19 protein-coding genes are annotated in these 22,613 nt (G+C 72.7%); 11 read left to right on the forward strand and 8 right to left on the reverse strand.

The window, feature by feature from the left end; all coding sequences use genetic code 11:
• Positions 1 to 155 precede the first annotated feature (155 nt).
• Positions 156 to 1,202, reverse strand: a complete 1,047-nt coding sequence (locus tag ACXJKA_RS01845; protein WP_456823460.1) for a LacI family DNA-binding transcriptional regulator — start codon at positions 1,200 to 1,202, stop codon at positions 156 to 158.
• Positions 1,203 to 1,514: 312 nt separating this feature from the next.
• On the opposite strand from ACXJKA_RS01845, the gene ACXJKA_RS01850 reads away from it, so the two are divergent.
• From ACXJKA_RS01850 to ACXJKA_RS01875, 6 genes are all read left to right on the forward strand, one after another.
• Positions 1,515 to 1,880, forward strand: a complete 366-nt coding sequence (locus ACXJKA_RS01850) for an L-rhamnose mutarotase (RefSeq protein ID WP_456823461.1) — start codon at positions 1,515 to 1,517, stop codon at positions 1,878 to 1,880.
• Positions 1,877 to 3,031, forward strand: coding sequence for an L-rhamnose isomerase (rhaI, locus tag ACXJKA_RS01855; RefSeq protein ID WP_456823462.1), 1,155 nt, complete (start codon positions 1,877 to 1,879; stop codon positions 3,029 to 3,031). Before ACXJKA_RS01850 ends, rhaI begins: the two co-directional genes overlap by 4 nt.
• Positions 3,028 to 5,058, forward strand: coding sequence for a bifunctional aldolase/short-chain dehydrogenase (locus ACXJKA_RS01860; protein WP_456823463.1), 2,031 nt, complete (start codon positions 3,028 to 3,030; stop codon positions 5,056 to 5,058). Before rhaI ends, ACXJKA_RS01860 begins: the two co-directional genes overlap by 4 nt.
• Positions 5,059 to 5,146: 88 nt before the next feature.
• On the forward strand, positions 5,147 to 6,619 hold the full coding sequence (locus tag ACXJKA_RS01865) for a rhamnulokinase (protein WP_456823464.1): 1,473 nt from the start codon (positions 5,147 to 5,149) through the stop codon (positions 6,617 to 6,619).
• Between the two features lie 75 nt (positions 6,620 to 6,694).
• Positions 6,695 to 7,468 carry an SDR family oxidoreductase gene (locus tag ACXJKA_RS01870; RefSeq protein ID WP_456823465.1) on the forward strand — a complete coding sequence of 258 codons (774 nt, stop codon included), beginning with the start codon at positions 6,695 to 6,697 and terminating at the stop codon, positions 7,466 to 7,468.
• Between the two features lie 162 nt (positions 7,469 to 7,630).
• On the forward strand, positions 7,631 to 8,287 hold the full coding sequence (locus ACXJKA_RS01875) for a class II aldolase/adducin family protein (RefSeq protein ID WP_456823466.1): 657 nt from the start codon (positions 7,631 to 7,633) through the stop codon (positions 8,285 to 8,287).
• 2 nt (positions 8,288 to 8,289) lie between these two features.
• On the opposite strand, the gene ACXJKA_RS01880 is transcribed toward ACXJKA_RS01875, so the two are convergent.
• On the reverse strand, positions 8,290 to 9,204 hold the full coding sequence (locus ACXJKA_RS01880; RefSeq protein WP_456823467.1) for an AEC family transporter: 915 nt from the start codon (positions 9,202 to 9,204) through the stop codon (positions 8,290 to 8,292).
• A 133-nt stretch (positions 9,205 to 9,337) separates the two neighbouring features.
• On the opposite strand from ACXJKA_RS01880, the gene ACXJKA_RS01885 reads away from it, so the two are divergent.
• The 3 genes from ACXJKA_RS01885 to ACXJKA_RS01895 are packed head-to-tail and all read left to right on the forward strand — an operon-like array spanning position 9,338 to position 13,298.
• Positions 9,338 to 10,096, forward strand: a complete 759-nt coding sequence (locus ACXJKA_RS01885; protein WP_456823468.1) for a 3-ketoacyl-ACP reductase — start codon at positions 9,338 to 9,340, stop codon at positions 10,094 to 10,096.
• A complete protein-coding gene (locus ACXJKA_RS01890; RefSeq protein WP_456823469.1) occupies positions 10,096 to 12,117 on the forward strand; it encodes an FAD-binding protein in 2,022 nt (673 codons plus the stop codon). The genes ACXJKA_RS01885 and ACXJKA_RS01890 overlap by 1 nt, the downstream gene beginning before the upstream one ends.
• Entirely contained in the window at positions 12,117 to 13,298 is a 1,182-nt protein-coding gene (locus ACXJKA_RS01895) for a GDSL-type esterase/lipase family protein (RefSeq protein ID WP_456823470.1), read from the forward strand. Before ACXJKA_RS01890 ends, ACXJKA_RS01895 begins: the two co-directional genes overlap by 1 nt.
• Before the next feature lie 7 nt (positions 13,299 to 13,305).
• On the opposite strand, the gene gdhA is transcribed toward ACXJKA_RS01895, so the two are convergent.
• The 6 genes from gdhA to ACXJKA_RS01925 all read right to left on the reverse strand — a co-directional run bounded on the left by gdhA (position 13,306) and on the right by ACXJKA_RS01925 (position 20,258).
• Entirely contained in the window at positions 13,306 to 14,646 is a 1,341-nt protein-coding gene (gdhA, locus tag ACXJKA_RS01900; RefSeq protein ID WP_456823471.1) for an NADP-specific glutamate dehydrogenase, read from the reverse strand.
• Positions 14,647 to 14,840: 194 nt separating this feature from the next.
• Positions 14,841 to 15,164, reverse strand: coding sequence for an SHOCT domain-containing protein (locus ACXJKA_RS01905; protein WP_456823472.1), 324 nt, complete (start codon positions 15,162 to 15,164; stop codon positions 14,841 to 14,843).
• Positions 15,165 to 15,225: 61 nt separating this feature from the next.
• Positions 15,226 to 16,104 (reverse strand): sugar phosphate isomerase/epimerase family protein, encoded by an 879-nt coding sequence (locus tag ACXJKA_RS01910; RefSeq protein ID WP_456823473.1) that lies wholly within the window; start codon positions 16,102 to 16,104, stop codon positions 15,226 to 15,228.
• On the reverse strand, positions 16,101 to 17,264 hold the full coding sequence (locus tag ACXJKA_RS01915; protein WP_456823474.1) for a Gfo/Idh/MocA family protein: 1,164 nt from the start codon (positions 17,262 to 17,264) through the stop codon (positions 16,101 to 16,103). The genes ACXJKA_RS01910 and ACXJKA_RS01915 overlap by 4 nt, the downstream gene beginning before the upstream one ends.
• Positions 17,265 to 17,610: 346 nt before the next feature.
• A complete protein-coding gene (locus ACXJKA_RS01920) occupies positions 17,611 to 19,134 on the reverse strand; it encodes a mannitol dehydrogenase family protein (RefSeq protein WP_456823475.1) in 1,524 nt (507 codons plus the stop codon).
• Complete coding sequence (locus ACXJKA_RS01925; RefSeq protein ID WP_456823476.1) at positions 19,131 to 20,258, reverse strand: LacI family DNA-binding transcriptional regulator; 1,128 nt, start codon at positions 20,256 to 20,258, stop codon at positions 19,131 to 19,133. The genes ACXJKA_RS01920 and ACXJKA_RS01925 overlap by 4 nt, the downstream gene beginning before the upstream one ends.
• Positions 20,259 to 20,458: 200 nt before the next feature.
• Between ACXJKA_RS01925 and uxaC the strand changes: the two genes are divergently transcribed.
• Both uxaC and eda read left to right on the forward strand, forming a co-directional pair.
• Positions 20,459 to 21,961, forward strand: a complete 1,503-nt coding sequence (uxaC, locus tag ACXJKA_RS01930; protein WP_456823477.1) for a glucuronate isomerase — start codon at positions 20,459 to 20,461, stop codon at positions 21,959 to 21,961.
• Positions 21,958 to 22,587, forward strand: coding sequence for a bifunctional 4-hydroxy-2-oxoglutarate aldolase/2-dehydro-3-deoxy-phosphogluconate aldolase (gene eda, locus ACXJKA_RS01935; RefSeq protein ID WP_456823478.1), 630 nt, complete (start codon positions 21,958 to 21,960; stop codon positions 22,585 to 22,587). The genes uxaC and eda overlap by 4 nt, the downstream gene beginning before the upstream one ends.
• The last annotated feature ends 26 nt before the right edge of the window (positions 22,588 to 22,613 follow it).

Genomic DNA, 22,613 nt, shown 5'->3' on the forward strand with positions numbered 1-22,613 from the left:
CCTCCCCGGCGTGTGGCCTGCGCGACGTCGCGGGTTTCGGACGAAGTCGTGAGTTGTAACCCACGACTTCGTCCGAAACTCACGAACTCGCCGCCGACGCGGGCCGGACCTCGACATCGACTCGGCTGCAGCGCGTGCTGGCGGCCGAGCGGCCCTCAGGCCGAGGGGTCCGACGAGCCTCGGACCACCAATTCCGGCTGGAACTGGACGCGCTGGTGCTGGAAGGCCGCGCCCTCCGCGCGCTGGCGCAGCAGCAGGTCGGCGGCGGTCCACCCCAGCTGGTGCGTGGGCTGCCGGATGGACGTGAGCGGCACGGTGAGCATCGACGCGAAGACGACGTCGTCGTACCCGACCACCGCCATCTCGCCGGGGATGGCGACACCGTGGGCCCGCAGCGCGCGCAGGGCGCCGAGCGCCGTGAGGTCGTTGACGCAGAACAGGGCGGTCGGACGCTCGCCGGGGAGCGCGAACAGCTCCTCGATGCCGGCCTCTCCGCCGTCGGCGTTGAGCGATCCGATGGTGATCTCGACCAGCGCGCCGGCCGGGTCCAGGCCTGCGGCGTCGAGCGCGGCGAGCACGCCGGCCCGCCGGTCGATGCACTGCTTGATGGTGAGCGGGCCGTTGATGAACGCGATGCGCGTGTGCCCGAGGGCGATGAGGTGCTCGACGGCCAGGGCGCCGCCGCGGACGTCGTCGACCGCGACGGACGAGATGTCGTCCACGGGAGAGGTGGTGTCGAGCAGGACGACGTCGATGCCGCGGTCGCGCAGGGCCAGCAGCCCGTCGAGCGACCCGGCGGACGGCGTGACCATGACGCCCTGCACGCCGTGCTCCTCGAACAGCCGCAGGTACCGGGCCTCGCGCTCGGGGTCCTCGTCGGAGGACGACAGCATCAGGGTGTACTCGTCGGCTGCCAGCCGGTCCTCGACCCCCCGCGCGACCTCGGTGAAGAACGGGTTGGCGATGTCGAGCACGATGGCGCCGACAGTCTGGATGGTCCCGGCGCGCAGCTGGCGCGCGGAGGCGTTGCGGACGAACTGCAGCTCCTCGATCGCCACCAGCACCCGGTCGCGCGTGGAGTCGCTGACCTGGTCGGGGCGGTTGAGGACGTTGGAGACGGTGCCGACGGAGACGCCGGCCCGCCGGGCGACGTCCGTGATGGACGGCCTGCGGTCGGCGCGTCCCCGTGTCGTCGTCGACATGGACACTCGTCCTCCCCGTGAAAGCGTGCGATCAAGTGGGCCGATGGTAGTTGTCACCGTCGAGGCCACCACGGCGCCCCGCGGCATCACTCCTTGTGACGTCGGACCGCCCGCCACTAGCGTGCAGCATCGTGAATCGATTCACCAGTCCCCAGGGCGAGGACATGGTGCCGATCGTCCGCCGGACGCGCTCTCGCGGGCCGGACGAGGCACTCGGCGGACGCGGGCGTGCTTCGTGCCCCTTGACAGCGCGGCAAGCGCATTCGTAGAGTGCGTGAATCGTTTCAACGGCGATTCGAGAAGGGCGTCGGCATGACCCGCGTGTGCTTCCTCTCCCGCGTCCGGCCCGACCGGCTGGACGAGTACCGGTCCCGGCACGCCGCCGTGTGGCCCGAGATGCTCGAGGCCCTGCGGGACACCGGCTGGCGCGACTACTCCCTGTTCCTCGCCGACGACGGCCTGCTCGTCGGCTACCTCGAGACCGACGACTACGCCGCCGCCCAGGAGGCCATGACCCGCACCGCGGTGAACCCGCGCTGGCAGGCCGAGATGAGCGACTTCTTCGTCGACGACGGCAACCCGGACGAGGGCTTCCGCGTCCTCGACGAGGTGTTCCACCTGGAGGACCAGCTGCTCGCGGCCGGCCTCCCGACCCACTCCCAGGAGCTCCGCGCATGACGATCCAGACGGCACTTGCCCAGCAGACGATCGAGCTGCCCTCGTGGGCGTTCGGCAACTCGGGCACCCGGTTCAAGGTGTTCGCGCAGCAGGGTGTCCCGCGCGACCCGTACGAGAAGATCGCCGACGCGGCACAGGTGCACCGCTACACGGGCGTCGCCCCGCGGGTCAGCCTGCACATCCCGTGGGACCTGGTCGACGACTACGACGACCTCGCCGCGCACGCCGCTGGGCTCGGCGTCAGCATCGGGGCGATCAACTCGAACCTGTTCCAGGACGACGACTACATGCTCGGCTCGCTGACGCACCCGTCCGCGGCCGTCCGCAAGAAGGCCGTCGCGCACCACCTGCAGTGCATCGACGTCATGCGCGCCACCGGGTCCACGGATCTCAAGCTCTGGCTGCCGGACGGCCTGAACTACCCCGGCCAGGACTCGCTGCGCGCCCGGCAGGACCGGCTCGCGGACTCCTTGGCCGAGATCTATGCGGCACTGGACCCGAACCACCGGCTGATCCTCGAGTACAAGTTCTTCGAGCCGGCGTTCTACTCGATGGACATCCCGGACTGGGGTACGTCGCTGCTGCACTGCCTGGCGCTGGGGGACCGCGCGTTCGTCGTCCTGGACACCGGGCACCACGCGCCGGGCACCAACATCGAGTTCATCGTCGCCCAGCTGCTCCGCGCGGGCCGGCTCGGAGCGTTCGACTTCAACTCGCGGTTCTACGCCGACGACGACCTCATGGTCGGGTCCGCGGACCCGTTCCAGCTGTTCCGGATCATGCACGAGATCGTGCAGTCGGGCGCGCTGTCGCCGGACTCCGGAGTCAACTTCATGCTCGACCAGTGCCACAACATCGAGCCGAAGATCCCCGGGCAGATCCGCTCGGTGATGAACGTGCAGGAGGCCACGGCGAAGGCGCTGCTGGTCGACGCGGACGCGCTGCTGGCGGCGCAGACGGCCGGTGACGTGCTGGGCGCGAACGGACTGGTGATGGACGCGTACAACACGGACGTGCGCCCGCTGCTCGCGCAGCTGCGCGAGTCGCAGGGCCTCGACCCCGATCCGATCGGGGCGTACAAGGCGTCGGGGTACGCGGAGAAGATCGTCGCCGAGCGAGTCGGTGGCACGCAGGCGGGATGGGGAGCATGAGCGTTGCAGACGAGCTGGTCGCCCGGTCGAACAGGCTGGGGGCGGACCCGCGCACGACGAACTACGCCGGCGGGAACACCTCGGCCAAGGGCACGGCGACGGACCCGGTCACCGGGTCGGACGTCGAGCTGCTCTGGGTCAAGGGCTCGGGCGGTGACCTGGGCACGCTGACGGAGAAGAACCTCGCGGTGCTGCGCCTGGACCGGCTGCGCGCGCTGGTCGACGTGTACCCGGGGGTCGAGCGCGAGGACGAGATGGTCGCCGCGTTCGACTACTGCCTCCATGGCAAGGGCGGTGCGGCGCCGTCGATCGACACGGCGATGCACGCGCTGGTCGACGCGGTGCACGTGGACCACCTGCACCCGGACTCCGGGATCGCGTTCGCGACGGCCGCCGACGGGGAGGCGCTGACCGAGGAGGTCTTCGGCGACTCGGTCGTGTGGGTGCCCTGGCGCCGGCCCGGGTTCCAGCTGGGGCTGGACATCGCCGAGATCAAGGCGAAGAACCCGCAGGCCATCGGCTGCATCCTGGGCGGGCACGGCATCACGGCCTGGGGCGACACGTCGGAGGAGGCCGAGGAGCGCTCGTTGGAGATCGTGCGGACCGCGGAGGCGTTCATCGCCGAGAAGCTGGCGGCCCGCCCGCACCCGTTCGGTGAGGTCGTCGTGAGCCCGCTTGCCGACGACGAGCGCCGCGCCCGCGCGGCCGCCCTGGCGCCGGTGATCCGCGGCCTGGCCTCGACGGACCGGCCGCAGGTCGGGCACTACACCGACTCGGAGGTCGTGCTGGACTTCGTGTCCCGCGCTGCCCTGGGTCGGCTCGCCGAGCTGGGCACGTCCTGCCCGGACCACTTCCTGCGCACCAAGGTCAAGCCGCTCGTGGTGGACCTGCCCTCGGACGCGCCCCTGGAGGATGTCGTCGGTCGGCTCAAGGAGCTGCACGCGCTCTACCGCGCCGACTACCAGGGGTACTACGACCGGAACGCCACCGAGGACAGCCCGGCGATCCGCGGCGCGGACCCGGCGATCGTGCTGGTCCCCGGCGTGGGGATGTTCTCGTTCGGCAAGGACAAGCAGACCGCGCGCGTGGCCGGCGAGTTCTACGTCAACGCCATCAACGTGATGCGCGGCGCCGAGGCGATCAGCACCTACGTGCCGATCGACGAGGCCGAGAAGTTCCGCATCGAGTACTGGGCGCTGGAGGAGGCCAAGCTCGCGCGCATGCCCAAGCCCAAGCCGCTGGCCGCCCGCGTCGCGGTCGTCACCGGGGCGGGGTCGGGCATCGGGCGGGCGATCGCCGAGCGGCTCGCGGCCGAGGGCGCGTGCGTCGTCGTCGCGGACCTCAACCTCGAGGGCGCGTCCGAGGTGGCCGCGTCCCTGGGCGGCCCCGACGTCGCCGTCGCGGTGCAGGCCGACGTCACCTCCGAGGAGGACATCGCCCGCCTGATCGCCGAGACGTCGCTCGCCTTCGGTGGCGTCGACCTGGTGGTGAACAACGCCGGGCTGTCGATCTCCAAGCCGCTGCTGGAGACCACCGCCCGCGACTGGGACCTGCAGCACGACGTCATGGCGCGCGGCTCGTTCCTGGTGGCGCGCGAGGCGGCCCGGGCGATGATCGCCCAGGACATGGGCGGCGACATCGTCTACATCGCCTCGAAGAACTCCCTGTTCGCCGGCCCGAACAACATCGCGTACTCGGCCACCAAGGCCGACCAGGCGCACCAGGTCCGGCTGCTCGCGGCCGAGCTCGGGGCTTTCGGCATCCGCGTGAACGGGGTCAACCCCGACGGCGTCGTGCGCGGGTCCGGCATCTTCGCCGGCGGCTGGGGTGCCCAGCGTGCGGCCACCTACGGCGTGCCGGAGTCCGAGCTGGGCGCGTACTACGCCCAGCGCACCCTGCTCAAGCGCGAGGTCCTGCCCGAGCACGTGGCGGCGGCGGTCTTCGCGCTGACCGGCCCCGACCTCGTGCAGACCACCGGCCTGCACGTCCCGGTGGACTCGGGCGTGGCGGCGGCCTTCCTGCGATGAGCCTCGAGAACGTCACCTCACCGCGAGAACGGCACTACGCGGTGCCGTTCTCGCGGCGATCTGCCGTTCTGGGCGACGAGGCGTCCCAGTGAGCGCGTTCGCCGCAGTCGATCTCGGGGCGTCCTCCGGCCGGGTCATCGTCGGGACCGTCGCCGACGGGCGCGTCCACCTGCACGAGGTCAACCGGTTCCCCAACGGGCCGGTGCGCGTGGGTGGCTCGCTGCACTGGGACGTGCTCGGGCTGTACCGCGGGATCCTCGACGGGCTGCGCGCGGCGACCCGCGAGGCGGGCGTGCTCGACGGCATCGGCATCGACTCGTGGGCGGTCGACTACGGGCTGCTCGACGCCGACGGTGCGCTCGTCGGCACTCCGTTCCACTACCGCGACGCGCGGACGAACGGCATCCCGGAGAAGGTCTTCGCGACGATCCCCGCCGCGGACCTGTACGCCCGCACCGGACTGCAGGTGCAGCCCTTCAACACGGTGTTCCAGCTGGTCGCCGCGCAGGGGACCGCCGCGCTGGCGGCCGCGCGCGGCGCGCTGCTCATCCCGGACCTGCTCGGCTACTGGCTGACGGGCGTGCAGGTGGCGGAGGTGACCAACGCGTCGACCACGGGCCTGCTCGACGCGACGACGCGCACGTGGGCGACGGGCCTGGCGGAGCGGCTGGGCATCGACGCGCGCCTGCTCCCACCGCTGCGCGACGCCGGCCAGCTGCTCGGGCACGTGCGCGACGACATCGGGCTGCCCGGACCGGTGCCGGTGTGGACGGTCGGCTCGCACGACACGGCGTCGGCGGTCGTCGCGGTCCCGGCCACCTCGGACGACTTCGCCTACATCTCGTGCGGCACGTGGTCGCTGGTCGGGCTGGAGCTGGACCGACCGGTGCTCACGGAGGAGAGCCGCGCCGCCAACTTCACCAACGAGGCCGGCATCGACGGCACGGTCCGGTACCTGCGCAACGTCATGGGCCTGTGGGTGCTGCAGGAGTCGATCCGGACCTGGAACGAGGCCGGGCTGCCCGCGGACCTGCCCGACCTGCTCGCGGCCGCCGCGCGGGTCCCGGCCCTGACCACGGTGGTCGACATCGACGGCCCGGCGTTCCTGCCGCCCGGCGACATGCCCGCCCGCATCGCCGCGGAGGCCGTGCGCACCGGGCAGACGCCGCCGCAGTCGCAGGCCGAGACCGTGCGTTGCATCCTCGACTCGCTCGCGCTCGCGTACCGCGGGGCGGTCCGGCAGGCGTCCGCGCTCGCGTCGCGTGACGTCTCCGTGGTGCACGTCGTCGGCGGCGGGGTGCGCAACGAGCTGCTCTGCCAGCTGACCGCGGACGCGACCGGGCTGCCGGTGGTCGCCGGACCGGTCGAGGGGGCCGCGCTCGGCAACGTCCTGGTGCAGGCGCGCGCCGCCGGGGTGCTGTCCGGGGGCCTGGCGGACCTACGGGCGGTCGGCGCCCGGGGGCTCGGGCTGCGGCGCTACGAGCCGGGCGCGACGGGTGGTCCGACCGACCGGCAGTGGGACGCGGCGGCCGCGCGGACAGGTCGGGACGAAGGTCCGTAGGCGGCTCGACGCGCGCTTCCTAGCGTGGAGACGAGGCCCCTCGATGGCGTCGGGCCCAGTCCCGAAGGAGTCGTCATGCGCACCGTCGTCGTCACCGGATCGGCATCGGGGATCGGGCTCGCGACCGCAGAGATCCTGCGCGATCGCGGTGACCGTGTCATCGGCGTGGACCTCCACGACGCGGACGTCACGGTGGATCTCACCACGGCCCAGGGCAGGACGTCCATGGTCGCGCAGGTCAGCGCGCTCAGCGGCGGGACCATCGACGCGGTCGTCGCCAACGCGGGCCTCGCCCTGCCGGATCCGGCCACCGTCGCCGTCAACTACTTCGGTGCGCTGGCGACCCTCGAGGGCCTCCGGCCGCTCCTGCTGGGCTCCGACGCCCCGCGTGCGGCACTCACCAGCTCGATGGCTAGCCTCATGCCCCACGACGACGTGCTGGTCGACGCGGCCCTGACGGGAGACGAGCACAAGTCCATGGTCCGGGCGCAGGAGCTGGCGGACGCCGGCCGGGGCGACCTCATCTACGCGTCGAGCAAGGTCGCGCTCAGCCGGTGGATGCGCCGAGCCGCCACGTCGCCCGCGTGGGCTGCCGCGGGGATCCCGCTGAACGGGATCGGACCCGGGATCGTCGAGACGCCGATGACGGCCGACCTGCTGGCGACCGACGAGCAGCGTGCCGCGATGGCGGAGATGGTGCCGATGCCGCTGCACGGGTACATGCAGGCCGAGGTGCCGGCCCGGCTGCTGGTATGGCTGGTGAGCGAGGAGAACACGCACCTGTGCGGCCAGCTGGTCTTCGTCGACGGCGGCTCGGACGCGGTGATCCGCGGCGACAGCACCTGGTGAGGGTGGAGACCGACGCGCGGTGCCGCTGCGGACGGGACCGCGCGCCGGTCGTGCCATCGTCCAGCCGGCGCCCCGGAGGACGCGGGGACGAAGGTCCCTCGTCCCGCGGTGCCGGTCGCGAGAGGGTGATTGAACCGATTCACTCCGGCCGAAGGGCATTCCATGCTGCAGTCCCACCGCGCCGCGCGGGCGACCCCGCAGGTGCGCGACGAGATCCTCTACTACTGCCGCGAGTCCGTCCGGGCCGGCCTGAACTTCAACACCCAAGGCAACATCAGCGTCCGCCTGAGCGACGAGGCAATCGTCATCACGCCGTCGGGCGTGCGGTACGACCTGATGACCCCGGACGACCTCCTGGTCGTCGACCTCGACGGCAACGTCCTGTCGGGAAGCCTGCTGCCGTCGACCGAGCTGCCCGTGCACCTCGCGCACTACCGTCGGCGCCCCGAGGTGCGGGCGATCGTGCACACCGAGTCGACGTTCGTGAACGTGCTCGGCGTCCTCGGCCGGACCATCGACCCCGTCCTGCTGAACATGGTGCTCTACGCCAAGGGGCCGGTCCCGGTCATGCCGTTCGAGTTCTCGACGCACGCGGAGTTCGGCGGGCGCAGCGCCGAGCTCATGGGCGACGACGTCAACGCGGTCGTCTGGGCGAACCACGGGCTTCTGGCGGTCGGCACGACCCTCGAGCTCGCCTTCAAGGTGGCCGTCGCGGTCGAGGAGAACGCCGAGGTGCTGCATCACGCGAGCCTCGCGGGCGTCCCGAACGTGCTCGTCTACGACCGCATCGTGGTCCCCGAGGGCGCGCGGCTGCCCTGAGCTCAGCCGAGCGTGCCCGCGACGACGAGCAGGACCGGCACGCACAGGATCGTCGTCACGAGGCCGGCGTCCCGCGCGAGCGCCTCGCCGTGCCGGTACTGCATCGCGTAGACCAGGACGTTCTGCGCCGTCGGCAGAGCCGCCATGGCGACCACCGCGAGCAGGGCGTGCGGCGGGAGGGCGAGCGCCGTGCCGAGCCCCCACGCGAGCACCGGCTGGACGACCGTGCGCAGGGCGACGGCCAGGACCAGGTCGCGCCGGGGAGCCGCCGTGTCGACCGTCCGCGGCACGGCGAGCGACATGCCGAACGTGAGCAGCGCGAGCGGTGCGGCGGCGGCGCCGACGAGCCGGAACGGCTCGAACACCACGTCGGGCAGCTGCCACGGGAGCGCCGCGAGGACCAGCCCGACCAGGGTCGCGACGATGATCGGGTTGCTCAGGGTGCGCCGCAGGACCGGTCCGGGCCGCAAGGGCCCCGTCCGCGCGTCGAGCACCGCGAACGCGATCGGGGCCAGGACCAGCAGCTGGGACAGGAGCGTCGGCACCACGGCGACCGCGTCGGCGAGCAGGTACACCGCCAGCGGGAGCCCGATGTTGCCCGCGTTGACGTAGGACGACGCGAGCGTGCCGACCGTGGTGTCGGCCGCCGACCGGCGCCACGCGACCCGGAGCACGAGGGCGGCGATCAGGGCGACGACGGCCGTCGCGCTCCACGTGACGACGGCCGTCCGGGACAGGAGCAGATGCAGGTCCGCGTGCGCGACCGTGGTCACCAGCAGCGCCGGGGTCGCGACCGTGAACACGACCCGGGCCAGCACCGGAGCGGCCCGGTCGCCCAGCACGAGGCGGCGCGCGAGCAGCCAGCCCAGCGCCACGACCAGGCCCATGGTGCCGAGCGCGGTGACGACGGCCGTCATCGGGGGATCACGCGCCCGATCCTCGCATGGCGCCCTTCGTCGGGAAAGCGCTTGCCTAGACCGTGCCTGACGTGGCACGATCGGACTCGACGCGCAGGTCACGCGCGCGTCCCGCACACGAGAGAAGGCAACGATGCCGGCAGTCGCACTGGTCACCGGGGGCAATCGGGGGATCGGCCTCGGGATCACGCAGCGGCTTCTCGCCGACGGCTTCGCGGTCTCGATCCTGGCCACCCGCGAGGAGCCGACCGAGCTGCTGGAGTCGTTGGACGCGCCCGGCCGGGTGCGCTACGTGCGCGGGTCGGTGGCCGACCTCGAGGACCACGCCCGGTTCGTCGACGACGCCGTCGAGGCCTGGGGTCGCCTCGACCTGCTGGTGAACAACGCCGGGGTCGCTCCCGCCGTGCGGGCGGACCTCCTCGAGGCCGGCCCCGAGAGCTTCGACCGGGTGCTCGGCATCAACCTGCGCGGGCCGTACTTCCTCACGCAGACGTTCGCCAACCGGGTCATCGCCCTCGACTCCCCGAACCTCCCGCGCGCCACCGTCATCAACGTGTCGAGCATCTCCGCGACCGCCGTCTCCACCAACCGCGGCGACTACTGCGTCTCGAAGGCCGGCGTCGCCATGGCCACCCAGCTGTTCGCGGTCCGCCTGGCCCCCGAAGGGATCGTCGTCTACGAGGTGCGCCCCGGCGTGATCGCGACCGACATGACCGCGGGTGTGACCGAGAAGTACGACGCGATGATCGAGGAGGGCCTCGCGCCCATCAACCGTTGGGGCCGACCGTTCGACGTCGCCGGCGCCGTCTCGATCCTCGCGTCCGGCCAGACCCCGTACTCCACCGGCGAGGTGTTCCACGTCGACGGCGGCCTGCACATCCCGGTGCTGTGATGTCCTCCGAGCTGAACGGCGTCCCCGTCGTCACCGTCAACACCGTCGTCGTCGGCACCGGCTCGGCCGGCTTCTGCGCGGCCGACCGGCTCTGGGAGCTGGGCCAGACCGACGTCGTCATGGTCGCCGACAAGGTCAACGCAGGCTCGTCGCGGAACGCCGGCTCGGACAAGCAGACGTACTACAAGCTCACGCTCTCGGGCGGCGACGGGGACTCCGTGCGGGAGATGGCCGAGACGCTGTACTCGGGCGGCGCGATGGACGGCGACAACGCGCTCGCCGAGGCCGCCCTGAGCGCCCGCGGCTTCCTGCGGCTGTGCGACCTCGGGGTGCCGTTCCCGCAGAACCGATACGGCGAGTTCGTCGGCTACAAGACCGACCATGACCCGCGTCGTCGGGCCACGTCCGTCGGGCCGTACACCAGCCGGTCGATGGTCGAGCAGCTGGAGAAGAAGGTCCACCGCAACGGCACGCGGATCTACGACGAGTGCCGCGTGGTGGACGTCATCGTCTCCGACGGTGCCGTCGCCGGGCTGCTGGTGCTCCGGACCGACGTCCCGCACGACGGGGCGGAGAGCCCGTTCCTGCTGTTCCGCTGCACGAACCTCGTCTACGCGACGGGCGGCCCCGCCGGGATGTACGCGACGCGCGTCTTCCCCAACGGCCAGTGGGGCGCGTCCGGCGCGGCCTACCGCGCAGGGGTGCACGGCAAGAACCTCACCGAGTGGCAGTTCGGGCTGGCCTCCACGCACCCGCGCTGGAACGTGTCCGGCACGTACATGCAGGTCATCCCCACGTTCGTCTCGACGGATGCCGACGGGAACGACGAGCGCGAGTTCCTGTCTGAAGCGATCCCCGACTACGGCAAGCTCATGTCGCTGGTGTTCCTCAAGGGGTACCAGTGGCCGTTCGACATCCGGAAGGCGCGCGACGGCTCGTCGCTCATCGACCTGCTGGTCTACCGCGAGACCGTCCTGCGCGGGCGGCGGGTGTTCCTGGACTTCCGTCGGAACCCGGTCCAGCCGTCCTTTGATCCGAGCGCTCTGAGCCCCGAGGCTCGCGAGTACCTCGAGCGTGCTGGCGTCCTGTTCGGGACGCCGATCGAGCGGCTGCGGCGGATGAACGAGCCCGCGTACCAGTTCTACCTGGGCAAGAACCCGTACGTGGACCTCGAGACGACGATGCTCGAGGTCGACGTGTGCGCCCAGCACAACAACGGCGGCCTCGTCGTCGACGCCTGGTGGCAGTCCAACGTCGAGGGCTTCTTCCCGGTCGGTGAGGCGGGCGGCGCGCACGGCGTGTACCGGCCCGGCGGCGCGGCGCTGAACAGCGGGCAGGTGGGCGCGACGAGGGCGGCGCAGTTCATCGCGGCGCGACGCTCGACCGACCCGGCCCCCTTCGACGACGCCGCGACCCCGGTGCTCGACGCGGCGCTCGCGCTGGTCGCCGCAGCCTCCGAGCGGGCGGCGGCCGGGGTCCCCGACAACACCGGCGACCTGCTGCGCGAGGTCCAGGTGCTCATGAGCGCCAAGGCCGGGCCCGTGCGGTCGGCGGAGTCGATCCAGGAGGCCCTGGTCCAGGTCCACGCGTGGCTCTCGTCGTACGAGTCGACGGTCTCGGCCGACGCCTCGTCGCGCCGCTCCATCAACCGCACCTTCCTGGTCCGCGACATCCTCACCAGCGCGTACGTGTACCTGTCGGCCATGGCGGACTACGTCGCGCACGGCGGGCGGTCGCGCGGATCGGTGCTCTACACCGACCCCGCCGGCGAGATCCCGCACGGGCTGACCGAGCTGCCGTCGGTGTTCCGGTTCACCCTGGACGGAGGCGCGCTCGACGACGAGGTGCAGGAGACGTCGTGGGTGCCGGCTCCTGGCTGGAGCCCGGTGGTCCCGCGTGCGTCCGACGACCCCGCCGGCGAGCCCGTGTTCCGCTGGCGCCCACGCCGGCCGATCCCGGAGGACGACGACTTCTTCGAGAACGTGTGGCGCGAGTTCCGCGAGCACGGGAACGTCCACTGATGGGGTTCCCCGTCACCGTCCCGCTGCCCGACCCGCGCGTCGAGATCCGCGGGGCCGCGTGGCTGGAGGACTCCATCGACGGCCTCCTTCCGCACCGGCTCCCCGCCTGGACGCGGGCACAGTTCCCCGACGCCTTCATGGCGATGGTCGAGTCGCAGCCCTCGGGCGTCCGCCTGCGCTTCCGCACGGCCGCCCGCAAGGCCGACCTCGACGTCCGGGTGCTCCGCGTGGCCGTCGACCCGGCGCCGCCCGGTGCGCCGCAGCCGTTCGACGTCCGCGTCGACGGGGTCGTCGTGCCGCAGCCCGCGGGCGTGGCGGAGGCGGCGGGAGTCATCGCCCTCGAGCCGCTGGCGGGGACGACCGTCGAGCGTCCCGGACCTGCGGGTCCCGTCCACCTCCTGCTCGGCGGCGACGGTTCGGTCGAGCGCGACGTCGAGATCTGGCTGCCGCCGGGGGAGACGGTCCGCCTGATCGCGCTCGGTGCCGACGCCCCGGTCTCCGCGCCGCGGCCCGTCGAGGCGCCGCGCTGGGTGCACCACGGCTCGTCGATCAGCCACGGCGCCGGCGCGGCCTCCGCCCTCGGCGCCTGGCCGGTGGTCGCCGCCCACGCGGCCGGGCTCGACCTGGTGAACCTCGGCTTCTCCGGCAACGCGGTGCTCGACCCGTTCGTCGCGCGCGCCATCCGCGACCAGCCGGCCGACGTCATCACCCTCAAGCTGGGCATCAACGTGGTCAACCACGACGCGATGCGCCTGCGCGCGTTCGTCCCCGCCGTGCACGGCTTCCTGGACACGATCCGCGAGGGCCACCCGACCACGCCCCTGGTCGTCGTCTCGCCGCTGCTCTGCCCGTTGGTGGAGACGACCCCCGGGCCTACCTCCCTCGACCCCGCGGACCCCTCGGTGTTCCGCACCCTCGGTCGCCCGGCCGAGGTCGCCGACGGCAAGCTGTCGCTCACGGTGATCCGGTCGGCCCTCGCGGCCGTCGTCGCGTCGCGTGCCGACGAGGCGCTCACCTCCGTCGACGGCACCTCGCTCTACGGCTGGTCCGACTGGGACGACCTGCCGATGCGGGACCTGATGCACCCGGACGCGGAGGCGCACCGCCTCATCGGGAAGCGGTTCGGTGCGGTGCTCGGCGACCTGCTGGCCACCGCGCCAGGCCGGCCGCGCCGCTCGTGAGGACGGCTCAGACGACGCCGAGGGCCAGCATGGCGTCGGCGACCTTGGTGAACCCGGCGACGTTCGCGCCCACCACGTAGCTGCCGGGCGCGCCGTACTCGTCGGCCGTCGCGAGGCAGCGGTCGTGGATCGAGTGCATGATCCCGGCGAGGCGCTGCTCGGTGTAGTCGAACGTCCAGGAGTCCCGGCTCGCGTTCTGCTGCATCTCCAGAGCGGAGGTCGCGACGCCACCCGCGTTGGCGGCCTTGCCCGGCGCGTAGAGCACGCCTGCCTGCTGCAGGAGGGCGGCCGCCTTCGGCGTCGTGGGCATGTTTGCGCCCTCGGCGACGGCGACCAGGCCGGAGCCGACGAGGGCGACGGCATCGTCCTCGTCGAGCTCGTTCTGCGTGGCGCACGGCAGGGCGATGTCCGCGCCGACCTCCCAGACCCGGCGGCCGGGGACGAATGTCGCGGACGCGCCGCGCCGCTCGGCGTAGACCGAGACGGGGAGGCGGTCGGTCTCGCGGGTCTGCTGGAGCAGAGCGAGGTCGATGCCGGTCTCGTCGACGACGTACCCGGTGGAGTCGGAGCAGCCGACGACGTTGCCGCCGAGCTGCTGGGCCTTCTGGATCGCGTACTGGGCGACGTTGCCGGTGCCGGAGACGAGCACGCGGCGGCCGTCGAACGACTGGCCCTTGGTCGCGAGCATGCGCTCGGCGAACAGGACCGTGCCGTAGCCGGTCGCCTCGGTGCGTACCAGCGAGCCGCCCCACGTGAGGCCCTTGCCGGTGAGCACGCCGGACTCGTAGCGGTTGGTGATCCGCTTGTACTGGCCGAACAGGTAGCCGATCTCGCGGCCGCCGACCCCGATGTCGCCCGCCGGGACGTCGGTGTGCTCGCCGATGTGGCGGTACAGCTCGGTCATGAACGACTGGCAGAACCGCATGACCTCGCCGTCGGAGCGACCGCGCGGGTCGAAGTCCGAGCCGCCCTTGCCGCCGCCGATGGGCATGCCGGTGAGCGCGTTCTTGAAGACCTGCTCGAAGCCGAGGAACTTGATGATGCCCAGGTATACCGACGGGTGGAACCGTAGGCCGCCCTTGTAGGGGCCGAGGGCCGAGTTGTACTCGACGCGGAAACCGCGGTTGATCTGCACCTGCCCGGCGTCGTCGACCCACGGCACCCGGAAGATGATCTGACGCTCGGGCTCGCACAGCCGGCCGAGCACGGCGGCATCGACGTACTGCGGGTGCTTGCGCAGCACCGGCTCGAGCGAGTCGAACACCTCGTGCACGGCCTGGTGGAACTCCCGCTCGCCCGGGTTGCGCTGCAGCACCTGGTCGAGGACTGTCTCCAGCTGATCCTTCATCGTCCGCTCCCGCTCGTCGCGTGCCCGTGCGTCATCGTGTGCACGGGCATTGCCTGCGGTCCAGCGTCCGCTGGCCACGTGGCTGCTGCCCGGGCCGAACGTCACGAGCGGGGCCGTTTGCCGATGTGACGTTCGCCGCTTCGGGGCGGGTGCCAGTCGATGGTCCCGCCGTCGTCGAACGACGCGCGGTAGACCTAGAGCTCGCCGAGGATGCGCTGACGGATCTCCCCGAGCTCGTCGGCCGTGATCAGGCCGCGGGCGTGCAGGTCCTGTGCCTCGGCGAGCCGAGCCTCGCTCGGGCGTTCTTCCTTCGCGGGCGCCAGCAGCCGGCTCGAGCGGGCCTGCGCGAGCAGCTGAGCCTCGGCCGAGAACGGGTCGAGGCCGGCCTTGCGCAGGACCGACGCCTTGCGGACGGCGACCACCACCGAGAAGACGATCACGYCGACGATCAGCAGCGGGATGATGACCGCCGCCGCACTGAACGTCGCGTCGAAGGCTGTCGGGGTGAGCGGGTCCATCTCGGTCCTCCGGCGGTCGGCGTCGACGTCGTCACACGCTAGCGGCGGCGACCCCCGCCCGTCAGAGGAACGGCTGGACGTGCTCCAGGTAGCGCGTCGCGAGCGTCGCGACCGTCTCGTCGCCGGGCGCGTCCCAGATCGACTCGTTGAAGATCTCGACCTCGACGTCGCCCGTGTAGCCCGCCTCGGCCACCCACCGCGTGATCGTCGGGAAGTCGATGAACCCGTCGCCGACGTGCCCGCGCGACAGCAGGGCGTCGGACGCCAGCGGCAGGATCCAGTCGCACACCTGGTAGCCGGCGATGCGGCCCGCCGCACCGGCCCGGGCGATCTGCCGCTGCAGGTCCGGGTCCCACCACACGTGATAGGTGTCGACGACGACGCCGACGACGTCCGCGGGGAACGGCTCCGCGATGTCGAGCGCCTGGCCGAGCGTCGAGATGACCGCGCGGTCGGCCGCGAAGATCGGGTGCAGCGCCTCGAGCACCAGCCGGACGCCGTGGCCGGCGGCGACGGGCGCGAGCTCGCCGATGCGGTCGGCCACCCGCTGCCGGGCGGCGACGAGGTCGCGGCCGCCGGTCCCGGGCTGCGCGGGCCGTCCGGGCTCCGTCGAGGCGGGTAACCCGCCGACGACCATGACCAGCTCGCGGGTGCCCAGCGTCGCGGCCTCGACGATCGCGCGGCGGTTGTCGTCGAGGGCGACCTTGGCGGCGCGGTCGTCCTCCGCCGTGAGGAAGCCGCCCCGGCACAACGACGAGACGCGCAGCCCGGCGTCGGCGACGATCTTCGCCGACTCGGTGACGCCGGCCTCGTGCACCCGGTCGCGCCAGAGCCCGATCGAGCCCAGCCCGGCGCGCACGGCGCCGTCGACCGCCTCCTGCAGCGTCCAGCGCTTGGTGGTCGCGGTGTTCAGCGACAGCCGGGCGAGCTCGTTGCTCACAGCGTGATCGTGGGGACGTCGAGGCGTCGGCCCTCCGCCGACGACTGGAGGCCCAGCTCGGCGAGCTGCACGCCGCGCGCGGCCGACAGCAGGTCGAACCGGTGGGTGCGTCCGGCGACGACGTCGCGCAGGAACTCCTCCCACTGCAGCTTGAAGCCGTTGTCGAGGTCGCCGTTCGCGGGCACCTCGAGCCACTGGTCTCGGAACGACTCCGTCACGGGCAGGTCCGGGTTCCACACGGGCTTCGGGGTGTGCGCGCGCTGCTGGGCGACGCACTTGTTCAGCCCGGCGACCGCCGACCCGTGCGTCCCGTCGACCTGGAACTCCACCAGCTCGTCGCGGTAGACGCGGACGGCCCACGACGAGTTGATCTGCGCGACCACGGGGTCGCCACCGGGCGTCTCGATCTCGAAGATCCCGTAGGCGGCGTCGTCGGCGGTTGCGTCGTACGGAGCGCCCCGCTCGTCCCAGCGCGTCGGGATGTGCGTGACGGCCTGCGCGTTCACCGTCTTGACCGTGCCGAGGATGCCCTCGAGCACGTAGTTCCAGTGGCAGAACATGTCGACGACGATGCCGCCGCCGTCCTCCTTGCGGTAGTTCCAGCTCGGGCGCTGGGCCTCCTGGCCGTCGCCCTCGAACACCCAGTAGCCGAACTCGCCGCGCAGCGACAGGATCCGGCCGAAGAAGCCCTCCTCGACCAGGCGGCGCAGCTTGACCAGGCCGGGCAGGTAGAGCTTGTCGTGCACGACGCCCGCCGTGACGCCCGTGCTCTCGCGCAGCCGCGCCAGGTCGATGGCGTCCGCCAGCGTCTCGGCCGTCGGCTTCTCCGTGAAGATGTGCTTGCCGGCCTTCATCGCCGCGGCCAGCGCCTCGTACCGGCGGCTGGTCACCTGGGCGTCGAAGTAGATGTCGACCGTCGGGTCCGCGATCACCGAGTCCGCGTCCGTCGTCCAGTGCTCGACCCCGTGCAGCTCGGCCAGCTCCCGCACCTTGTCCGCGTTGCGGCCCACGAGGATCGGCTCCACCTGCACGCGCGTGCCGTCCTCGAGCGTGACGCCGCCCTGGTCGCGGATCGACAGGATCGAGCGGACCAGGTGCTGTCGGTAGCCCATCCGGCCGGTGATGCCGTTCATCCCGATGCGCAGGGTGCGAGTGGTCATGGGTGCTGCTCCGAGTGTTCTGGACCGCGTTGTCGGTCGGAGTGGAATGCGCTTTCCAGCGTAGCGCATGACGGTCGTGCGGCGTCAAGGGATCGGGCGCGTGTGATGTGTCGGCGCCGGTCGGCGCGCAGATCTGCCGCGGCGGCCGCKGGTCGGGCCTGGGCGGGTTAGCGGCGAGCGGGCGGCGCAAGGGGGGCGACCCACACGACTCCCTGACCCCTAGGTGAAGACTTCGTCGCGCCCACCGCGACAAAGTCTTCGGCGGAACCCGCGCAACCCCGGCCGCCTGGCGCGCACGCCCTCGCTGCCTGCACCGCGATCCGGAGGTCGAGCGGGCCGTCCCGGCTCAGACCCGGGTGTTCACCAGGTTCGCCACGGCCGCGCGCACGGCCGAGCGGAACACCGCCGAGTCGGCGAGGTCGTCGCCGAACACCGCCCGCACATCGAGCATCCGGTCCGCGAGCGTGTCGAGCGGCCCCGCGGCCGCCGCGGCGAGCGTGGGTGCGAGCGGATCGTCGAGCGCGATCCGGCGACCGCCGACCTCGAGCTCACCTTGCGTCGTCGCGCGGACGTACGCGATCCACGCCGCGACGGTCGTGGCCGCCGCCGTGGGGACTGCGCCGGCCGCGAGCCGGTCGCGCACGGTACCCAGCAGGCGCTGCGGGAGCTTCTGCGATCCGTCCATCGCGACCTGCACGGTGGTGTGCCCGGTGTTCGGGTTCGCGAACCGCGCGAGGACGTCGTCGCGGTACCCGAGCAGGTCGAGCCCGTCGGGCGCGACGAGCGTCGGCAGCACGTCCTCGTCGACCAGCGACCGTACGGCGTGCGCGAGATCGGGGTCGTCCATCGCCTGCGCGATCGTCGCGTGGCCCCGCAGCGCTCCGAGGTACGCGAGCGTCGAGTGGCTCGCGTTGAGCACCCTGAGCTTGGCGCGCTCGTACGGTGCGACGTCTGCCGTGAGGGTCGCCCCCGCGCGCTCCCAGGCGGGCCGCGGCCCCGCGAACGCGTCCTCGATCACCCACTGCGTGAACGGCTCGCCGACGACCAGGCCGGCGTCCGCCAGACCCAGGAGCGAGCGCGCCTCGGCGCGGTGGGCGTCCGTGGTCGCCGGGACGATCCGGTCGACCATCGTCCCCGGGAACCGGACCGATGACTCGATCCACCCCCGGAGCGGGTCCCCGCCCGGCACCGCGTCGAGCGTCACCCCGACCAGGCCGGCCAGCACGGCGCCGTTCTCCGCGAGGTTGTCGCAGCAGACGACGGTCAGCGGCCCGGAGTCCCGGCGCCGGCGCAGCGCGAGCCCGCGCAGGAGCAGGCCGATCGGCGAGCGCGCGGGCGGGACGTCGGCGGACGCGCCGCGCAGCTCCGCGGCAAGGTTCTCGAGATCGGCCGCCAGGTCCGGGTCCGTGAGATCCGGTCCGCCCCCCGCGCCGCGCCGGTAGCCCTTCTCCGTCACCGTGAGGGTCACCACGTGCGTGGTCGGCGCGGCGATCGTGTCCAGCACGCGCGCGGTGTCGGTCCCGGGGAACGCCACGTCGCGGAGCGATCCCACGAGCCGCAGCGACGTCTCCGCGGTGCCCTTGGTGAGCACGCCGTACAGGCCGTCCTGGGGCGCCAGCTGCTCGACCACGCGGGCGCTGCGCTGCGTCACGCCGAGGATGCCCCAGCCGAGCTCGCCCGCGGCCGCTGCCGCGTCTTCGGTGAACACCGCCTGGTGAGCGCGGTGGAAGGCACCGAGGCCGAGATGGACCACGCCGATGCCCACGGACCCCGGGTCGAGGACCGGCAGGCGGACCGCGGGGGACAGGCGCCGGGGGTCGAGGCTCCGCAGCGTCTCGCGGGAGAGCCGCGGCGAACCGACGTCCGTCATCGCGCGGCCACCGTCGATCCGCTCGCCGCGACACCGGTCGACGCGCGGACCACCAGCTCGACACCGATGCGCACGGTCGGAGCCGCACCGCCCTCGGTGCCCGAGCTCACGCCGTCGGATCCCGATGGGACCGCGTCGCGCAGCCTCCCCGCGGTTGCGGCGCCCACGGCCGCAGCCAGGGCGGACTCTGTCGCCGTCGGCACCGAACCCGCCTCGACGAGCAGGTCGACCGCCGCTCGACCCAGCCGCGCGAGCGGGACGGTGACGGTGGTGAGCGCCGGGGAGACCAGCGTCGCCGCCGGGATGTCGTCGTATCCCACGACCGACACGTCCTCGGGCACGCTCACCCCGCGAGCCCGGAGCCGGCTGAGGATGCCGAGGGCGAGCAGGTCGTTGTGCGCGAGCACCGCGGTGACCCCGCTGGCCGCGACCAGGTCGCCCGCGGCCACCCCGCCGCCGAACACCGGCGGGAAGTGCCCGAGGTCGACCACCTCGACGCTGCGCAGGCCGTGCGACGCGTGCTCGAGGCCGCGGCGCCGCTGCGCGTCCGACCATGACCCGACCGGTCCGCCGGCGAACCCGACGCGCCGGTGACCCAGGGCGTACAGGTGCGTCACCGCCTGGCGGATGCCGTCGGCGTTGTCGATCACCACGGACGGCAGACCGGCGTGCAGGCGGTTGACGAGCAGCAGCGGGACGTCCCGGTCGAGGACGTCGTGGCTGAGCCGATCGAGCTCGGCCTCCGACATCCGCGGCGAGCAGAGGACCACCCCGTCCACCTGTGCGCCGAGGTGCCCGACGAGCTCCGACTCGAGCCGGGGATCCTCCTCGGCATCGGCGACGAGCAGCGCGAAGCCCAGCGCACGGGCGCGGGCCTGGACGCCCTTGGCGACCGCGGCGAAGAACGGGTTCTCCAAGTCGGGCACGACGAGGCACAGGTTGCCGGTGCGGCCCGTGATGAGCTCGCGCGCCGCCCGGTTGGGCCGGTAGCCGAGCTCGCGGGCGACCTGCTGGACGTGCTCACGGCGGGCGGGTGCGACGAGGTCCGGCGCGCTCAGGGCGCGGGACGCCGTGGCCGGCGACACGCCTGCGGCTCGCGCGACATCGCGCAGCGTGACCACCACGTCGCCTCCTTCCCGGCACCCGGCCGATCGATGAATGCGATTTCAGCATCTCTTCCGATCTCCTGGCAAGCCTCGTCCGCGATGCGGGACGCCCCCTTGTGGACCGCGCGTTCACCTGGTTTGCTGCGATGAATGCGTTTGCACCGTGCGTCATCCGACGCGGTGCCAGATCGGCTTCACGTCGGTTCGAGGAGGATTCGATGGCGAGCGAGACCGGGTGGTCGCTGCACCCCGACAGGGCGCTGCCCAGCGATCCGTCCGTGCGTCCGATCGCGCGGGAGATCCTCGCGACGACCGCCGGCCTGCCCATCGTCTCCATGCACGGCCACGTCGACGCGGGCGTGCTGTCGCGCGACGAGCCGTTCACGGACCCGGCGTCGCTGCTGGTCACGCCCGACCACTACCTGGTGCGGATGCTCGTGTCCCAGGGCGTGCCGCACGACGCCCTCGGCGTGGCGCGCGGGGACCGGCCCGGGGTGGTCGCGGATCCTCGGGAGGTCTGGCGCACGTTCGCCACCCACTGGCCGCTGTTCCGCGGGACGCCAACGCGCTACTGGCTCGAGCACGAGCTGGTCGAGGTGTTCGGCGTCGACGAGAGGCCGTCGGCGGAGTCGGCCGACCGGCTCTATGACCTACTGGCCGAGCGGCTCGCGAAGCCGGACTTCCGGCCCCTGGCCCTGTTCGACACCTTCGGCCTGGAGATCCTCGCGACGACCGACGCGGCCACGGCCACCCTGGCCGACCACGCCGATCTTGCGACCCGTGGTTGGGGCGAGCGGATCGTGCCGACGTTCCGACCGGACGCGGTCCTGCACGTCGACAGGCCGGGCTGGCGCGCGGACGTCGCCCTGCTGGAGGAGCGGTCGGGCGTCGCCATCGGCGGGTACCGCGACCTGGTGCGGGCGCTGGAGGAGCGTCGGCGCAGGTTCGTGGCGGCAGGGGCGCGCGCGACGGACCACGGGCACCTCTCGGCCGACACCACGCCCCTGAGCGTCGGCGAGGCGGAGCGGATCGTCGCGGCCGCGCTGCGCGGCGAGGTCAGCGCCGCGGACGCGCAGGCGTTCTCGGGCCACATGCTGTTCGAGATGGCGCGGATGTCCTGCGAGGACGGGCTGGTGATGCAGCTGCACCCGGGCGTCCTGCGGGACCACGACCGGGCGGTCGCAGCGCTGCGCGGACCCGACGTGGGCTACGACCTCCCGGTGCCGACCGAGTACGTGCGCGGCCTGCGCCCGGTGCTCGAGGCGTTCGGCCACCACCCCAACCTCCGGTTGGTTCTGTTCACGGTGGACGAGGACACGTTCAGCCGCGAGCTCGCCCCGATCGCCGGCGTCTATCCCGCGGTCCGGCTGGGCGCGCCCTGGTGGTTCCTCGACACTCCCGACGGCATGCGGCGCTTCCGCGAGGCCGTCACGGACAGCGCCGGCTTCGCCAACACGAGCGGGTTCGTCGACGACACTCGGGCGTTCTGCTCGATCCCCGCGCGGCACGACCTCGCGCGCCGGATCGACGCCGGCTTCCTGGGTCGTCTGGTGGCGGAGCACCGGCTCGAGCTCGACGAGGCGATCGAGACCGCCGTGGATCTTGCGTACCGGATCCCGCGGCAGGCGTATGCTCCCCCTCGCACGGCAAACGCTTTCCCGACGACGGGTGGAGCGGCCCCCGTGCCCAGCGACGAGCACGGTGCGAAGGAGCACGAGTGAGCGAGATCCTGCAGCGCCTGGCGGCGCACAGACTGGTCCCCGTCGTCGTCATCGACGACGCCGCCCACGCCGACGCGCTCGCGCAGGCGCTCGTCGACGGCGGGCTGCCGGTCGCCGAGGTCACCTTCCGCACAGCGGCCGCGGCCGAGGCGATCCGCGCGATCGCCGCGCGCGGCGACGTGCTCGTCGGGGCCGGCACGGTGCTGACGCCGCAGCAGGTCGACGCCGCGGTCGCCGCCGGCGCGTCCTACGTCGTCTCGCCCGGCACCAGCCGTGCGGTGGTCGAGCGCTGCCAGGAGCACGGCATCCTCGCCCTGCCCGGAGCCGTGACCGCCACGGAGGTGCAGGCCGCGCTCGAGCTCGGGCTGACCACCGTGAAGTTCTTCCCGGCCGGCACGTCCGGCGGTGCCAAGGCCGTGGCCGCGCTGGCGGCGCCGTTCGGCGACGTGGGGTTCGTGCCGACCGGTGGCATCGGCCCGGCGAACCTCGCTGAGTACCTGGCGCTGCCGTCGGTGCGGGCCGTCGGGGGGTCGTGGATGGTGCCGCGCGAGCTCATCCGGGCCGGCGACCTCGATGCCGTCCGCGACCTCACGGCCGAGGCCGTCAGCCTCGTCGCGCACCCCTGAGCCCCCTGACACCCGAGGAGCGCCCG

The organism is Cellulomonas sp. P5_E12 (assembly GCF_054049315.1).

Excerpts from the sequence above, each read along its gene's own strand:
- ACXJKA_RS01845 (WP_456823460.1), bottom strand. The coding sequence starts at position 1,202 with ATGTCGACGACGACACGGGGACGCGCCGACCGCAGGCCGTCCATCACG.
- ACXJKA_RS01850 (WP_456823461.1), top strand. The coding sequence starts at position 1,515 with ATGACCCGCGTGTGCTTCCTCTCCCGCGTCCGGCCCGACCGGCTGGAC.
- rhaI (WP_456823462.1), top strand. The coding sequence starts at position 1,877 with ATGACGATCCAGACGGCACTTGCCCAGCAGACGATCGAGCTGCCCTCG.
- ACXJKA_RS01860 (WP_456823463.1), top strand. The coding sequence starts at position 3,028 with ATGAGCGTTGCAGACGAGCTGGTCGCCCGGTCGAACAGGCTGGGGGCG.
- ACXJKA_RS01870 (WP_456823465.1), top strand. The coding sequence starts at position 6,695 with ATGCGCACCGTCGTCGTCACCGGATCGGCATCGGGGATCGGGCTCGCG.
- ACXJKA_RS01875 (WP_456823466.1), top strand. The coding sequence starts at position 7,631 with ATGCTGCAGTCCCACCGCGCCGCGCGGGCGACCCCGCAGGTGCGCGAC.
- ACXJKA_RS01880 (WP_456823467.1), bottom strand. The coding sequence starts at position 9,204 with ATGACGGCCGTCGTCACCGCGCTCGGCACCATGGGCCTGGTCGTGGCG.
- ACXJKA_RS01885 (WP_456823468.1), top strand. The coding sequence starts at position 9,338 with ATGCCGGCAGTCGCACTGGTCACCGGGGGCAATCGGGGGATCGGCCTC.
- ACXJKA_RS01890 (WP_456823469.1), top strand. The coding sequence starts at position 10,096 with ATGTCCTCCGAGCTGAACGGCGTCCCCGTCGTCACCGTCAACACCGTC.
- ACXJKA_RS01895 (WP_456823470.1), top strand. The coding sequence starts at position 12,117 with ATGGGGTTCCCCGTCACCGTCCCGCTGCCCGACCCGCGCGTCGAGATC.
- gdhA (WP_456823471.1), bottom strand. The coding sequence starts at position 14,646 with ATGAAGGATCAGCTGGAGACAGTCCTCGACCAGGTGCTGCAGCGCAAC.
- ACXJKA_RS01915 (WP_456823474.1), bottom strand. The coding sequence starts at position 17,264 with ATGACCACTCGCACCCTGCGCATCGGGATGAACGGCATCACCGGCCGG.
- ACXJKA_RS01920 (WP_456823475.1), bottom strand. The coding sequence starts at position 19,134 with ATGACGGACGTCGGTTCGCCGCGGCTCTCCCGCGAGACGCTGCGGAGC.
- uxaC (WP_456823477.1), top strand. The coding sequence starts at position 20,459 with ATGGCGAGCGAGACCGGGTGGTCGCTGCACCCCGACAGGGCGCTGCCC.